General features: G+C 62.0%; 15 protein-coding genes. 5 read left to right on the top strand and 10 right to left on the bottom strand.

The genetic code is table 11. The features are described 5' to 3' along the window. Positions 1-23 precede the first annotated feature (23 nt). The 5 genes from HCN50_RS29855 to HCN50_RS29875 form a co-directional block, all read right to left on the bottom strand. Positions 24-1,013, bottom strand: coding sequence for a hydroxyacid dehydrogenase (locus HCN50_RS29855; protein WP_171713453.1), 990 nt, complete (start codon positions 1,011-1,013; stop codon positions 24-26). 29 nt (positions 1,014-1,042) lie between these two features. Continuing rightward, entirely contained in the window at positions 1,043-2,143 is a 1,101-nt protein-coding gene (locus tag HCN50_RS29860; RefSeq protein ID WP_171713454.1) for an ABC transporter ATP-binding protein, read from the bottom strand. Positions 2,144-2,147: 4 nt separating this feature from the next. Then, positions 2,148-3,059, bottom strand: coding sequence for a carbohydrate ABC transporter permease (locus tag HCN50_RS29865; RefSeq protein WP_171713455.1), 912 nt, complete (start codon positions 3,057-3,059; stop codon positions 2,148-2,150). Beyond that, on the bottom strand, positions 3,056-3,988 hold the full coding sequence (locus tag HCN50_RS29870) for a carbohydrate ABC transporter permease (RefSeq protein WP_171713456.1): 933 nt from the start codon (positions 3,986-3,988) through the stop codon (positions 3,056-3,058). Before HCN50_RS29870 ends, HCN50_RS29865 begins: the two co-directional genes overlap by 4 nt. A gap of 129 nt (positions 3,989-4,117) precedes the next feature. Then, positions 4,118-5,458 carry an ABC transporter substrate-binding protein gene (locus tag HCN50_RS29875; RefSeq protein WP_171713457.1) on the bottom strand — a complete coding sequence of 447 codons (1,341 nt, stop codon included), beginning with the start codon at positions 5,456-5,458 and terminating at the stop codon, positions 4,118-4,120. A 533-nt stretch (positions 5,459-5,991) separates the two neighbouring features. On the opposite strand from HCN50_RS29875, the gene HCN50_RS29880 reads away from it, so the two are divergent. Next, a complete protein-coding gene (locus tag HCN50_RS29880; protein ID WP_235977298.1) occupies positions 5,992-6,699 on the top strand; it encodes a Spy/CpxP family protein refolding chaperone in 708 nt (235 codons plus the stop codon). A gap of 270 nt (positions 6,700-6,969) precedes the next feature. Here the strand turns inward: HCN50_RS29880 and HCN50_RS29885 are convergent, their stop codons facing one another. From HCN50_RS29885 to HCN50_RS29895, 3 genes are read right to left on the bottom strand one after another with little or no spacing between them, the layout of a single operon-like run. Next, positions 6,970-7,209 (bottom strand): VOC family protein, encoded by a 240-nt coding sequence (locus HCN50_RS29885; protein ID WP_171713459.1) that lies wholly within the window; start codon positions 7,207-7,209, stop codon positions 6,970-6,972. Continuing rightward, positions 7,209-7,370 carry a VOC family protein gene (locus HCN50_RS29890; RefSeq protein ID WP_171713460.1) on the bottom strand — a complete coding sequence of 54 codons (162 nt, stop codon included), beginning with the start codon at positions 7,368-7,370 and terminating at the stop codon, positions 7,209-7,211. Before HCN50_RS29890 ends, HCN50_RS29885 begins: the two co-directional genes overlap by 1 nt. Positions 7,371-7,380: 10 nt before the next feature. Then, positions 7,381-8,583, bottom strand: coding sequence for an acyl-CoA dehydrogenase family protein (locus HCN50_RS29895; protein WP_171713461.1), 1,203 nt, complete (start codon positions 8,581-8,583; stop codon positions 7,381-7,383). Between the two features lie 308 nt (positions 8,584-8,891). Between HCN50_RS29895 and HCN50_RS29900 the strand changes: the two genes are divergently transcribed. Beyond that, positions 8,892-9,152 carry a PilZ domain-containing protein gene (locus tag HCN50_RS29900; RefSeq protein WP_171713462.1) on the top strand — a complete coding sequence of 87 codons (261 nt, stop codon included), beginning with the start codon at positions 8,892-8,894 and terminating at the stop codon, positions 9,150-9,152. A 21-nt stretch (positions 9,153-9,173) separates the two neighbouring features. Here HCN50_RS29900 and HCN50_RS29905 read toward each other — a convergent pair whose 3' ends face one another. Together HCN50_RS29905 and HCN50_RS29910 are read right to left on the bottom strand one after the other, a co-directional pair. Next, positions 9,174-10,142 (bottom strand): Bug family tripartite tricarboxylate transporter substrate binding protein, encoded by a 969-nt coding sequence (locus HCN50_RS29905; protein ID WP_171713463.1) that lies wholly within the window; start codon positions 10,140-10,142, stop codon positions 9,174-9,176. A gap of 74 nt (positions 10,143-10,216) precedes the next feature. Then, positions 10,217-10,852 carry a DsbA family protein gene (locus HCN50_RS29910; protein ID WP_235977299.1) on the bottom strand — a complete coding sequence of 212 codons (636 nt, stop codon included), beginning with the start codon at positions 10,850-10,852 and terminating at the stop codon, positions 10,217-10,219. 323 nt (positions 10,853-11,175) lie between these two features. Here HCN50_RS29910 and HCN50_RS29915 point away from each other — a divergent pair, with 323 nt between their 5' ends. The 3 genes from HCN50_RS29915 to HCN50_RS29925 are packed head-to-tail and all read left to right on the top strand — an operon-like array spanning position 11,176 to position 14,620. Next, positions 11,176-12,159: a zinc-dependent alcohol dehydrogenase family protein gene (locus HCN50_RS29915; protein WP_171713464.1), complete on the top strand. Its 984-nt coding sequence runs from the start codon at positions 11,176-11,178 to the stop codon at positions 12,157-12,159. Beyond that, positions 12,156-13,727, top strand: a complete 1,572-nt coding sequence (locus HCN50_RS29920) for a bifunctional aminoglycoside phosphotransferase/ATP-binding protein (protein WP_171713465.1) — start codon at positions 12,156-12,158, stop codon at positions 13,725-13,727. The genes HCN50_RS29915 and HCN50_RS29920 overlap by 4 nt, the downstream gene beginning before the upstream one ends. A gap of 2 nt (positions 13,728-13,729) precedes the next feature. Beyond that, on the top strand, positions 13,730-14,620 hold the full coding sequence (locus tag HCN50_RS29925) for a CHAD domain-containing protein (RefSeq protein ID WP_171713466.1): 891 nt from the start codon (positions 13,730-13,732) through the stop codon (positions 14,618-14,620). Positions 14,621-14,697 lie beyond the last annotated feature (77 nt).

Here is a 14,697-nt window from a genome sequence, read left to right on the forward strand (position 1 = left end):
CGGCCGCGCCGGTGGTGGACGATTCAGCCGAGCACGTCCTGATTGATCACGTTCTGGCGCAGCGGATCGCCATCCAGCACGCTCAGAATGTTGCGGGCAGTCTGTTCGCTCATCCGATCCACCGCTTCCACCGTGACACCGGCGACATGCGGCGCCATGATGACGTTCGGCAGGGCAAGCAAGGCTTGGCCGGCCGGCGGAGGCTCCTGCTCGAAAACGTCGAGGCCTGCGCCGGCCAGCTTGCCGGATACCAGCGCGGCATGCAGGGCGGCCTCGTCGACGATTCCGCCGCGCGCCGTGTTGATCAGATAGGCGGTCGGCTTCATCCGGTTCAGCCTGTCGGCATCGAACATGCCGACCGTCTCCGGATTTTTTGGGCAGTGGATGCTGACGAAGTCAGCGCGCGGCAGCGCCGCATTGAGATCGGCGACCGGCTCGCAGCCCGCGGCCTTGATGTCGGCGGCGGGTTTGTAGGGGTCGAAGACCAGAACATGCATTTCCATCGCCAGACAGCGCTTGGCGGTTCGAGTGCCGATGCGCCCGAAACCGACGATCAGGACCGTCTTGCCGAAGAGGTCGTAGGGCAGCATCCCGAGCCTATCAGCCCATTTGTCGTCCCGGACCAGCGAATGCATTTCGGTTGCGCGTTTGGCGAGCGTCAGCATCATGAACAGCGCATGTTCGGCGACCGATGGCGAATTGGCGGTGCCCGCCACCATCAGCGGCACCTTGCGGCGGCTGAGGGCGGGGACGTCGACCGCGTCGAAGCCGACCCCGATCCGGGTCACCACCAGCATGTTCTTGGAGGATTCCAGCTCGGGCTCGCCGAAGCGGGTGCCGCCCAGCGCGACGCCATGGACCGGCGCGTGCTCCTTCAGCTTGATGTTGAAATCTTCCTGCGAAATCATGTTGGGAAATTCGACGAGCTCGATGTCGTCTCGCGCATGAAGCAGCGCTCTTCCCTGCTGTGACATCGATTCCGTGATGAAGATTTTCTTCTTATTGGTAGCCATTTCCTGCCCTTGGGTCTCCTGGTGCGCCGTCAAAGCACGACGCCGGTTACCTCGTTTAGCAGGTGCATATTGTTGAGGTCCACAGCCAATCGGAGGGGGGCGCCATCCTGTGCGCCGGCATTGGGATTGACCCTGCCGCAGACCTGCGCGCCTTCGAGCGTAAAATAGATCAGCGTCTCCATTCCCATCGGCTCGGTGACGTCGAGCACGGTGTCGAAGGTCTCGACGCCCGGCGCGGGATGCGGCCTGGCCTCGGCGATGTGCTCGGGCCGCAGCCCCAACAATAATTTGTCGTCACGCGGAATGCGTTGATAGCGGGCAGCGCGGGCCGGCGGCAGCGGAAAGGCAATGCGATCGGTGAGTCGGACGTGCAACTTGCCGGCGAGCTCCTCCAGCCGGCAGGGAATGAAATTCATCGCCGGCGACCCGATGAAGCTGGCGACGAACTTCGTTGCCGGCTTGTGATAGAGCTCGTTCGGCGTGCCGATCTGCTCGATCCGGCCATGGTTCATCACCACGACGCGATCGGCCAGCGTCATCGCCTCTACCTGGTCGTGGGTCACGTAGACCGTCGTGGTACGGACCTTCTGGTGCACCTTCTTGATCTCGATCCGCATCTGCACGCGCAGTTTGGCGTCAAGGTTGGACAGCGGCTCGTCGAACAGAAATACCTTCGGATTGCGCACGATGGCTCGGCCCATCGCGACGCGCTGGCGCTGGCCGCCGGACAGTTGCTTCGGCTTGCGGTCGACGAGCTCGACGATATCGAGCATGCGCGCCGCCTCGTCGACCCGGCTCTTGATCTCGGCCTTCGGATAGCGCTTGAGCCGCAGTCCGAACGACATGTTTTCGGCAACCGTCATGTGCGGGTAGAGCGCGTAGTTCTGAAATACCATCGCGATATCGCGATCCTTCGGGGGAACGTCGTTGACGACATCGCCGCCGATCATGATGTCTCCGTCGGAGATATCCTCCAAACCCGCGATCATCCGCAGCGTGGTCGACTTGCCGCAGCCCGAGGGGCCGACCAGCACGACGAACTCATGGTCGGCGATGTCGAGATCGATGCCGCGCACCGCCTCGACCTCGTCATAGCGCTTAACAACCTTACGCAACGTCACGTCAGCCATGAGATCAACCCTTCGTCGCACCGGCGGTCAGGCCGGCAATGTAATAGTCCATCAGGAACGCGTAGATGATGAGCGGGGGTGCAGCGCCGAGCAGGGCGCCGGTCATGATCTGACCCCAGTTGAACACATCGCCCTTGATCAGCGTCGTGATGATGCCGACCGGCAACACGAGCTGGTCCGTGGAGGTGGTGAACACGAGCGGATAGAGGAATTGCGCCCATGACACCGTGAAGGCGAAGATGGTCGCCGCGATGATTCCCGGCAGCGCCACCGGAATGAAGATCCGCGTCAGCGTCTGAAACCAGGACGCACCGTCGATGATGGCCGCTTCGTCGAGCTCCTTGGGGATCGAAGCGAAATAGCCGATCATGATCCAGGTGCAGAACGGCACCGTCAGTGTCGGATAAATGAACAGCAGAACGTACCAGCGGTTGATGAGCTGGATACCGGTCCAGTCGCCGACCATCACCAGCATCTTGAACAGGGGGATGAACAGGAGCGAGTCCGGAATCAGGTAGGTCAGAAACACGCCGGTCGCCAGCGTCGCCGAACCCCAGAATTTCATTCGCGCCAGCGCAAACGCCGCCGGCACGCTGATCAGCATGGTAATTGTCACCACGATGATCGCCACCATCGCCGAATTCCAGAAGAACCGAAGGAACTGATTGGAGGTCAGCAGCTCGATGTAGTTCGACAGCGTTGGGTGGAAGACCCACCAGGGATTGGTTGCGGCCGAAATCTCGGCGCTGCTCTTCAGCGAGGTGATGAGCATGTAAAGCGGCGGCACCAGCGAGAAGATCGCAAACAGAATCAGGAAGAAATAGGACCAACGCAATGCCCAGGCGCGGTCGCGGCTCATGCTGCCGTATTTGACTTTGCGGGTCGGGCCGGCCTTGTCGACGGTGAGCGTGCTCATGCTTCGTTTCCGCGCTTCGAGATATCGCGAAGGATGAATATTGCCGCAATCGCAAGAATCGGCGCCATGAACAGCGAGACGCTGGCGCCAAGCGGAATATCGCTGCCTTCGATGCCGACCCGGAATGCCCAGGTTGCAAAGATATGGGTGCGGTCGAGCGGCCCGCCCGCGGTGAGGATGCGGACGATGTCGAAATTCGCGAATGTCACGATCAGCGAGAACAGCGTCGTAATTGCAATGATGTTTCGCATCATCGGCAGCGTGACATACCAGATGCGCTGCCACCAGTTGGCGCCGTCGATCGCGGCTGCTTCATAGAGTTGTTCGGGCACCGATTTCAGCGCCGCCAGATACATGATCATGAAGAACGGCGCGCCGTACCAGACGTTCACCAGAATCACCGAGAAGCGCGCCCACGCCGCATCTCCGGTCCAGGGGATCGGCCCGATCCCGAAAAACGACAGAGTATAATTGAAGGCACTATAGGAGGGATCGAACAGCCACAGCCAGGCAAGCGTGCTCATTGCCGGCGGGATCACCCATGGCACCAGCAGCATGCCGCGCCATCGGCGTTGCTTGTTGGCGGGAACGTTGTGGACGAAATGCGCGACGATGAAGCCGATCAGCGCCTTAAAGATCACGGCGGTAATGGCAAAGATACAGGACTGCTTGACCACCAGCCAGAAAGTGTCGCGCTTGAACAGAAACTCGAAATTGCCGAGCCCGACAAATTTGGTCATGGCCTTGTTGAGCGTCGCGAGGTGAATAGCATAGAAGGCCGGATAAATGACCAGACCCGCCACCAGGAGGATGAGCGGCAATGTCAGGAAGAACGCCATGGTCGACTTGCGTTTGAGCGCGCGGTGCAGACTCGTGCGGGCGCTCGTGGCCTTCGCGGGGGCGGTGCGCTGAAATGCAACGTCGACCATGATGCATCGTCCTTGCAGGATCGTTCGCCGCGGAGCCGGCTTATGGCCGGAATCCGCATTGGGATGAGGGAGCCTGTGATGCAACCGGCGATCCGCTTTCGGCAGACCGCCGGATTGTTATCGTTCGTCTCAGCTTCGCATGAAGCCTTCACACTCGCCTTCGGCCCAGGCGAGCGTGCTCTCCATCTTCTCGCCCTGGCCGTAGCGCAGGCACATCTTGGTCAATGTGGCCTGCACGTAGATCTGCTGGGCGACCTTCGGCGGGGCCGGCGAAGCAGCGATCGACAGGATCTGATGGTTGTAGGGGTTCGGGTAATGGTAGAGCGTGCCCTTTGGCGGCCCTTCCTCGGCCCAGGTCTTCAGCGTCGTCAATTTCTCGTATGCCGGCAGGTCATAGCCGCCGCTGGCTGCAACGAGCTTCTCGATCGACTTCGACTGCGACAGATGGGTAATGAGGCTCTTCGCGGCTTCCCTGTTCTTGGAGAATTTCCACACTGCCAGGAAGTAGGGAAGGTGCGGCGCAAAGCGGCCCTTCGGCCCTTTCGGGAAGCCATGGGTCCAGCATTGCTCGGCCACCTGCGGCGCGTCGCGTTTTGCGACAGCCCATGCGCTCGGCGGGTTCATGATCAGGGCGCCCTTGCCGGACACCAACCACCTGTTGTTCGACGCATCGTCCCATGCCCCGGCGTCAGGCGGCAGGAAGGCGATCAGCTTCTTGTAGTATTCGAGCGCCTGCCGCACCTCGTCGGTCTTGACCGTGAGGTTGCCCTTGGCATCGACAAGCTGCGCACCGAAGGACTGGAAGATCGCGCCGGCCGTGTCGACCGAGTCCGATGTTTCGCCCAGGCCAATTCCGAAGGGGACGCCGCCCTTGTGGCAGGCTTCCGCGGCCTTCAGGAATGTGTCCATCGTCCAGTTGTCCGCTTTGGGCTCGGAGCCCGCCGGATACATCTCCTGCACGTCGATATTGGCGAATTTCTTCATCAGGTCGATGCGGGTGCAGGGCCCCTTGATCTGGCTGCCGATGCAGAACGGAACGGCGTGCCATTTGCCATCAAGTTGGCCGAGATATTTCACCGTGTCGTTGACCGCGCCGTTCTGCGCAATGAGCGCCGTCATGACGTCGTTCATCGGCTCGAGCAGCTCGGTTTGGGCGTGCGGCCACCAGGTCGGCATGGCCAGTATGTCGTGCCCGGACTTGGCCTGCGCCTCGGCGGCTATCGTGATCTCGTTCTTCCTGCCGTTGCTGGTGATGTAGTCGATCTTGACTTCGACCTTCTCCTTCTCAGCCCATTCATTGACGAGGTCGGTGCTGGCCTTGTTGGCGCCGGGAACCCAGTGGTCCCAGAACCCGATCGACACCGAGCCGGCGGCATAGGCGCCGCGCACATAGGGTGCGGTGATGAGAGCTGCGGATGATAGCGCTGTCGCAGCAACGAATTGGCGGCGAGAAAGCTTCCTGCGTGACATGGGGTTTCCTCTTTGCTGAGCCAGATTTTGCTTCTTGTTTTTCTTCTCCGTTTGGAGGAGCGCCGCATCGGCGCGGCGGCCAGCGGAGATTATGTCATTGGATCAGACCAGAATTGTTTGCATCTGTCGAGAAAACACATCGGCCGCTGTCATTGGACTAACGTTGCGTGGAAATTCCGGGCAGCGGGAGCGACGATGTCATCGCTGCGGGATCGCAAATTGTGGGCGCCGCAATATTGCGCCGCACATATTGGCTGCGATCCCGCTGCGGGTTCGGACGATGGGCTGCGATCACGCCGCAGCGCGTTGAGGCTGCTTGCCCGAGGGCGTTCCTGCCGTGGAACCATCCGGGCGCACGGTGGACGAGTTTGGGGCGAAAACGATAACTTAGGCAGAGATGGATTCTGCGCGCGCCTTGGAGATCGCGCGCGGCAAATTTCTCGATCCACGATGGAGACCAGATAATGACCCGTCCTCAGCAAATTGCGCCGCCGATACCGTCGCGATTGCTTGTTGTGCTTGGCGCCGCTGCCATGCTGGTTTTTGGCGCATCTGCCACCGCGAACGCGCAGGGTTTAGTGCAGGGCGTGCAGCAGGGAGCTCGCGAGGGCAACAGGGCCGCCGGACCGGTCGGCGGCGTACTGGGCGGCGCGATCGGAGGCGTCGTCGGCGTGGTCAGCGGTGTTACCGGCGTCCTGACCGGCGGCAACAATAACAAGGGTGGTCAGGCACCTGCCACAAAGGAAACCAAACAAGGCGAGACTGCCGCCAAGCAAGGCGATGCTTCGAAGCCTCCGAAGGGAAACAAGGCGACGAAGATTGCCAAGCAGCAGTCACAGCAACCGCAGCAGCCGGCTGTGCTCACCCAGACCGGTGCGCCGCAACTGACGGCCGAACAGATCGTGGCCAACAGCGATGCCAATATCGAGCGGATCAAGAAAGAGCTGAACCTGACACCCGAACAGGAGAAGCATTGGGCGGGCTTCAACAGTGCGATGCATTATCTCGGCAATAATGGTGCCGATCGCCTCAATCTCCGGATTGCCCGGGCCAAGCGTGATCCCCCCGACGACATCATTGAGCAGATGCGGAACGAGGCCCAATTCCTCAACGACCGCGCGGTCGATCAGCGCAACGTGGCCGACGCGGCCGAGCCGTTATTTGCCAGTCTGGACGACAAGCAAAAGGCGGTCTTTATTCAGGAAATGGTCAAGCTGAGCCACGAGCGCGGCCTCGACTAGCGGCTCCGCGCGGGATGAATAGCCGGGTACGCGTGCCCTGGGGTAGGTTGAAAGGCGCGGCACCCGGCTATTCTGCCGCAGCGGCGCGGCTGCTCCAATCTCATTGCAATGATGAAGAAACCCTGACGAACTAGTGCCTTAGTCGTGGCTGACTTGCGGCGTTGTCGGGAACTTCAATCTTTGAGGGACGGTGTTGCACCACAACATCACGTCCCCCGGACGCGGTCTGTCCTACCGGCGCCACTTCGGCCGAGACGAGCCGAATTGAGCTCAGGCCTTTGGAAAGTTCAGTTCAACGCCGACGCCGTCAGGGACGTAGAGGAAGAATTGCGTGTCTCCGGTGCGCGGCACGATGCTCTCGCGGAATTTGACGCCTTTCGACTGCAGGCGCTTGCGCATACCGTCGACGTCGGTCGCCGCAAAGGCGATGTGGTCGAGCCGACCGGTATCTTCGTACTTCTTCTCGGTGCCGCGCACCATGATTCCTTCGCGTGGCGTGCGCGTGCCCATCAGATGCACTGTGGCGGTGCCGCCGAAATAGAGCCAATAGCGGGGAAACCGAGCGGCGGGCGGTCGCCATTCTCCAGCCCGAGCACGTCACAATAGAAATCCTTGGAGCGCTCAAGGTCAGAAGGCTCGATCGTAAAGTGTTGCAGCGCGCCAAGTCCCATCGTCGTTCTCCTAGACGAAACTGAGGTCGGTATCGACGCCCATCATCCAGGCGCCGACGGTTTCAAAATGCCGGAGCTGGCCCTGCAACTGCTGGGTCACGGTGTGAATATCGCGGAAGCGCCGTTCCAGCGGATGGTCTTCGAAGATCGCCGTGGCGCCTGCGGCATTGTAGGCGAAGTCGACCGCCTCGCGCGCCTTATGGATGGCGTGGGTCGAGGCCATGCGGATATTCATGCGCTGCGCCACCGTAATCGTGGCTCCCGCCGTGAGATCCTTCCAGGTGTCCGCCATCGACTGCAGCACGTAGCCACGGGCGGCGCGGAGATTGACTTCCGCCTGGGCGAGGTTGCTCTGAACCACGGCATTGTCCCGCAACGACATTTTCGCGCCACGCGGAATCTTGTTGCGCATCGTCTCGACGAAGTTATCGAGCGCGGTGCGGGCGATGCCGCAGGCAACGGCGGCAAAACCGACCTGGTAACAGGTGTGGTTGCTCATGCGGTAGAGCGGGCCGCTCTCGCGGCATTCCCGGTCGAACTCGCGGGTAATCGAATGGTCCGCGCGCACGAAGAAGTCGTTGAGCGCGAACTGGTCGCTGGCGGTGCCGCGCAGGCCGACGGTGTTCCAGATGTCGGTCCACTCGACGTCCTCGGCGCGTACCAGCATGGTGCGCTCGAGCGGAACTCCGTTCGCATCGTATTTGGGCGAGCCGTCGGCGGCAAAGATCGGGCAATGCGCGCCGAGCCAGGTCGCGTGCCGGCCGCCGGATGCAAAGGACCACACGCCGGTCACCCGGTAGCCGCCCTCGCATTCGACCGCGCGAACCTTGGGGCCGGGCCCCCACGCCAAAACCGCGCGCGGATCGCTGAAAATCGCTTGCGCCACCGGAAGATCGAGGTAGGCCGCCGATATCGCGCAACCGCCGGCCTGGCTGAGGCACCAGGCGGTGGAAGCATCCGCCTTGGCAATGGTTTCGATGACGTGGAAAAACGTGACGGGATCGGTTTCGATGCCGTTGGTCGAGCGGGGCAACAACAGGCGGAACAATTGTGCTTCGTGCAGTTTGTCGAGCAGAGCGGGCGGCAGCCGGCGCGTTGTCTCGATGTCGTCGGAGGCTGCCGCGACATCAAGGCGTACCGCCTCGGCGCGGGCGACCACCGTCTGGTCGCCGGCAAGATCGGCAGAGTTTGGGATCGGTATAGTCAAGGCCATGTCTGCCGGTCCCTGGCGTTCGCGCGTCAGTCATCGCTGTATTGGCGCCAAAGGCTATCGCGCCATCGCGGCGATCGGCAAGTCCATGGCAACGCGGAGCATCTCTGCATGAGAGCGGTTGGGTGGCGTGCCGCTCTGCACAATGGAGCCTGAAGACCATCACTTCACCACGCACATCGATGCCACATCCCGGCAGGCCGCGCCTGTTACGGCTTCCCGGCGGACGGTGCAGCGCACGCGTCGACGTGTTTGTTTAAGGTCTTGCGATAGCTTTGCGATCGGCCGGCATCCAGAACGGGACGGACGGGATGAAAGAGAAGCGCAAATATCCGCGCGCGGAGATCGACGAGCCTGCCTATGTTTCGTCGGGCGGTTCCGTCATGCGTTGCGTGGTGCGAAACATCTCGCGCGAGGGAGCGGCGATCGATGTCGACAACCCGGCCTTCGTCCCGCCGCGCTTTCGCCTGGTGATGGCAAAGGATCCCTCGATCGTGCACGAGTGCCGGGTCGCCTGGATCCAGAAGAATCGTGTCGGGTTGACTTTCATGAGCTCCGACATGGGCTCGTAACGATCGCCTTCGAACCGCCCGCTACTCGATCCGCAGCTTCGCATCGCGCACCACGTTGCCCCATTTGTCCATCTCCAGCCTGATCCGCGCGCCGAACTGATCCGGCGTATTTGCAACGGCCTTGAAGCCGAGCGTCGTGAGGCGCTCCTTGACGTCCGGCTGGGCGACGATCGCGGCGATCTCGCGATGAAGCAGCTCGATGATTGATTTCGGCGTTCCGGCCGGCGCAACAATGCCGGTCAGCGTGTCGGCGTCCTGATTGCTTATCCCCTGTTCAGCAAAGGTCGGCACATCAGGCAGGCCTGCTGCGCGCTCGGCCGACGCAACGCCGAGTGCGCGCAATTGTCCGCTCTGCACCGCGGACAGGGCAGGCGGCAGCGCCGTAAACGCGATCGGCGTGTGGCCTCCGACGGTTGCCTGAATCGCCGGACCAGCGCCGGTGAAAGGCACATGCACCAGATCAAGCTTGAAGGCGAGCCGGAACAGTTCGCCGCCCAGATGCGGCGTCGATCCGACGCCCGGCCCGGCAAAGCTGTACTTGCCTGGATTATCCCTGATCAACTGCACCAGTTCGGGCAGCGTTTTGGCCGCAACCTGCGGGTTGACCACCACGACGTTCGGCGAAACCGCGACCAATGTCACCGGCGCGAAATCCTTGATCGGATCATACGGCACCTTGGCGTAAAGACTGGGATTGACGACAAAGCCGGTGCTGACGGCCATGATGGTGTAGCCGTCCGGCGTCACGCGTGCTACCTGGCCGGCCGCGGTATTGCCGCCAGCTCCGCCAATGTTCTCGACGAAGAATTGCTGGCCGAGATTGTCGGTCAGCTTCTGCGCGATGATGCGGGCGATGGCATCGGTCGGTCCGCCGGCGGGAAAGCCGACCACGACCCGCACCGGCTTGCTCGGATAGCCCTGCGCCGCGGACGCAACGACGCCGGACCAAAGCCATGTCGCTGCCAACAATACGCGTAAAGCCGCGGCCATGGCGCTCTCCCCAATATGTTTGTTGGGGCCATCATCGGCGAGGCGGCGGCGCCGGACAAGAGGCTGGGGCGGCGTTATTTCCTGAGCAGCGGCTTGATCCGCTCTTCCAGTTCTTCGAACGACATTGAGCCTTGCAGCCGCACACCGTTGAGGAAGAACGTAGGCGTGGACCTGACCTTCAACTCGCGAACGGCGTACTGCTGGTCGGCGTTCAGCTTATCGAACTGCGCCTGGTCTTCCTCGCAGGTCTTGACGTCCTGCTCGCTCATGCCGTGCTGCTTCCCGACATAGAGCAGCGTATCCTTGGTCTGCGCCATTAGCCGGTCCTGCAGCTTGAACAGCATCTCGACTGCGCCGAGGTATTTTTCGGAATCGCCCTTGCCGATGCACCGCGCCAGTATCGAGGCCGCAGCGGCCTTGATGTCGAGCGGAAATTCGCGGAACACGAAACGTACCTTGCCGGTATCGATATATTTAGAGCGCAACATCGGGAACACATTCTGGCCGAAGGCTGCGCAATGCGGGCAGCTCATCGAAGAATATTCGGTGATAGTGATTGGTGCTTTCTCGGATCCGACAGCAATGTCCGGCAGAGAGACCGGCTTGGCGACGGCTGCGGCCATCGCACTTTGTGCGACGGCGACGCGCGGGACGGCCGGCGATGCAAAAGCGAGGAGGGCAGCGAAGGCAATGCGGCGGCGAACGTTCAACGGTTGCTCCGAAACGGATTGGCAAAAACGCGAGCGGGCAAAGGCCGCGGCCTATCGACCATTCTACCGGTTTCGCGCGCCAAAGGCCATCTGGCCTGGCTGCACTCGCAGTTAACTGGGAATTGATGGCGTCCAATCATTAGGCGAGAGGAACGCAAGGCAGCAAGCTCCGTAAACCCAACAATGGCAGAACGCCCGACTGGCGCAGTACTGCCGACGTACCCATGTTAGGGAAAGTGCGCCCGGGTTCGATTGATGCGGATCAACCATGATCCGGTCGCACCGGATAGGCTGCACACGCCTGCGTGAGGATAACGGACGAAATGCACGCCATGGTCCTGACAGCGCCCGGCGCGCCGTTGCGGCTTGAATCGCGAGAGGATCCGGTACCTGGTCCCGGCGATGTGCGCATCAAGGTCGGCGCCTGCGCGGTGTGCCGCACCGATCTGCATGTCGTTGACGGAGAATTGCCCAACATTGCCTATCCGATCATTCCCGGTCATGAAGTGGTTGGCCGGATAGATGCGCTTGGCGCCGGCGTTGCGGCCTTGAAAATCGGCCAACGCGCAGGCGTTCCCTGGTTGGGTTACACTTGCGGCGAATGTCCTTATTGCCGGAGCGGACGAGAAAACCTGTGCGACCGCCCGCGCTTCACCGGCTACACGCGTGACGGCGGCTTTGCCACCCATCTCGTCGCGGACGCCCGCTATTGCTTTCCGCTCGGCGACGCCGGCGACGATGTCGCCGTCGCGCCTTTGCTTTGCGCAGGGCTGATCGGCTGGCGCTCGCTGGTGATGGCCGGTGATGGACGGCGTCTCGGCATCTTCGGCTTTGGTGCGGCCGGTCATATCATTGCGCAGGTCGCCCGTTGGCAGGGGCGTTCCGTCTATGCATTCACGCGCGCCGGCGATGTCGAGGCGCAGCGTCTTGCAGAATCGCTTGGCGCCGAGTGGGCGGGCGGGTCGGAGGATCAACCTCCGGCGCCGCTCGATGCCGCAATCATTTTCGCACCCGTAGGCGATCTTGTTCCGCTCGCGTTACGCGCCGTGCGCAAAGGCGGGCGCGTGGTCTGTGCCGGCATTCACATGTCGGACATTCCGTCGTTTCCTTACTCCATTCTCTGGGAGGAGCGGCAACTGCTTTCGGTCGCCAACCTCACGCGCAATGACGGCATCGCATTCTTCAAGGTGGCCGCGCAAGCGGGCATCAGGACGCACACCAGCGTGTTTCCGTTACGCGAAGCAAATGAAGTCCTTGCGAAGCTGCGGGCCGGAGAGATCACCGGCGCCGCCGTGCTGCAGCCATGACCGCGCGACCGCCTGCCGACACAGCCGCCACTGATGCCGACCTGCAGCAGCAGGTGCTTGCTTTCCTTGACAATTCCGAGTTCGGTCCGGCCACCGGCGGCAAGCGGATCGACACGCACGCCTCCATGGTTTTTCTCGGAGCCGATCGCGCATTGAAGATCAAGCGCGCCGTGCGCTTACCGTTTCTCGACTATTCGACACTGGAGAAGCGCAAGCGTGCCTGTGAGGAGGAACTGAACGTCAACGCCGGCAACGCCCCTGAGCTCTACCGGCGCGTTATTGCCATCACGCGCAATTCCGATGGCGCTTTCGAAATCGGCGGCGAGGGCGCTCCGGTCGAGTGGGCGGTCGAAATGGCGCGGTTCGACGAGAACCAGTCGCTCGATCATGTTGCAGCATCGAAGACAATTGATCCGTCTCTAGCGACGGCCGTAGCCGACGCGATTCTTCGATCCCACGACAGGGCGCCACCCGCCGAAGGCGAAAGCTGGCTGGCGTCCATCCTGCCCATTATCGAACGCAATACCGCAAAGTTTCGCACCGTGCGCGGACTTGATGTCGGCGCCATCGATCAACTCGATGCCGCCAGCCGCAACTTTGCGATAACATTGCAATCGCTGCTTCGGCAGCGCGCCGAACGAGGGTTCGTGCGTCGTTGTCACGGCGATCTGCATCTCGCCAACATAGCATTGGCGGACGGCCGGCCCCTGTTGTTCGATGCCATCGAGTTCGATTCCGTCATTGCCACGACCGACGTTCTTTACGATCTTGCATTTACGCTGATGGATCTGATCCACTTCAATCAGGGAGCGGCGGCAAACACAGTCTTCAATCGTTATCTGGCGGGAACCACGGAAGATGGTCTCGATGGCCTGCAGCTCCTGCCGTTGTTTCTGTCGATGCGGGCGGCGATCCGGGCGCATGTGCTGTTCGTGAAGAGCGAACATGCCGGACAGAACGCCGCTATCTGGCAGGAAGCCCAGCGCTACTTCGATCTGGCACGACGTTTCATCACGCCCAGGAGACCCCTGCTGGTAGCCGTCGGCGGGCTGTCGGGTACGGGAAAGTCGGTGCTCGCGCGCGGGCTCGCCGGCCTGATTGAGCCGCCGCCCGGCGCAGTCATTGTCCGTTCGGATGCTGTTCGCAAGCACCTGTTCGGCACCAGTAATACCACCACGCTGCCGGAATCTGCCTATCAGTCCGTCACGACGGAGCGAGTATATGATGCGCTTTTGAGCACCGCGCGGCGTATCCTCACGCAGGGTTGCTCGGTTGTGCTCGATGCCACTTACCTGCAGGAGGCGGAGCGGACGGCAATCGAGAGGCTTGCGGCGAGCGATGGCGTGCGTTTCGTCGGCCTGTTTCTGACGACCGATCTCGCGACGCGGCTGGCACGGATCGAGCAACGCAAGGATGATGCGTCCGACGCGACACGAAACGTTGCTCTGAAGCAGGAGACTTTCGCGATCGGCATGGTAAAATGGCATATGATCGACGCCTCGGGGACGCCGGATCAGTCGCTGCGCCGCGCCCGCGTTCTCCTGCCTGTGGTGCCGGACGAACCCTGATAATGAGCCACCGACCCACCAGAACATCCGGCCGGCATAGGGCCTCCGCGGCTAACCTCGACTGTGCAAGCGCATTCCAGACGTTGGCGCTCGACTGCCTCGCCGCCATCAAGGCCCATCACAGCAGCGCATGTGCCGGCGACGTCGAGGCCGTGCATCAGATCCGGATCGCGATCACGCGGTTGCGCGCCGCCGTGGCGTTCTTCGCGCCGATCGTAGCCGATGCGGAATGGCTGCGCCTGAAGAAGGAGATTGCCTGGCTGAATGGCCCGCTCGGCGCCGCCCGCGACAGCGATGTCGTTGTCGAATATGCGCGCCGCAAGCGGTACGGCGCATGGGCGCAGCGCATGATTGGCGAGCGCCTCGATCAGCGCCAGATGCAGAATCATCGCGCCCTGGTTCGCTGCCTGCGCTCTGTGCGAACGCAGCGCCTGCTGGTAGCGCTGGCAGACTGGATCAGGCACGGATCCTGGCTGGAACGCCACAATCAGCGTAGGAATGCGGAGGCTCTGCAAAGCTATTGCACGCGCGAACTCGACCGCTGGCACAGACGGCTGGTCCGTAGAGGCCGGCAATTGAAGACGTTGGGAGCGTCGCCCCGTCACCGGCTGCGGATCAAGGCCAAACGCCTCCGCTACATGCTTGAAGCACTGGCGGAGACTGGCATTTTGCGGGAGCAGGACGAGCGGCACCGGCCGGCAAAGCGGCTGCAGCGCGCATTGGGTGACCTCCGTGATCTCAGGCGATTCGCCGGCTTGGCCGATGGATCACCGCAGACCGATAGCGGCAAACGAGCCAAGAAGCGTCCGCCGGGCTATGGTCATCGACGGCAAAAGCTGTTCGACGCTGCCATTGCGGCGCATCGCGACCTTGAGCACTGCGGCGCTTCGTGACGTCGGCATTCGCAGGGGTGTCGCCCATCGGTACCCGGGTTTGATGTGCGTCAATTTCCGCCTGCATCCATCGGTTA

Source organism: Bradyrhizobium archetypum (assembly GCF_013114835.1).
GTDB classification, from domain to species: domain Bacteria; phylum Pseudomonadota; class Alphaproteobacteria; order Rhizobiales; family Xanthobacteraceae; genus Bradyrhizobium; species Bradyrhizobium archetypum.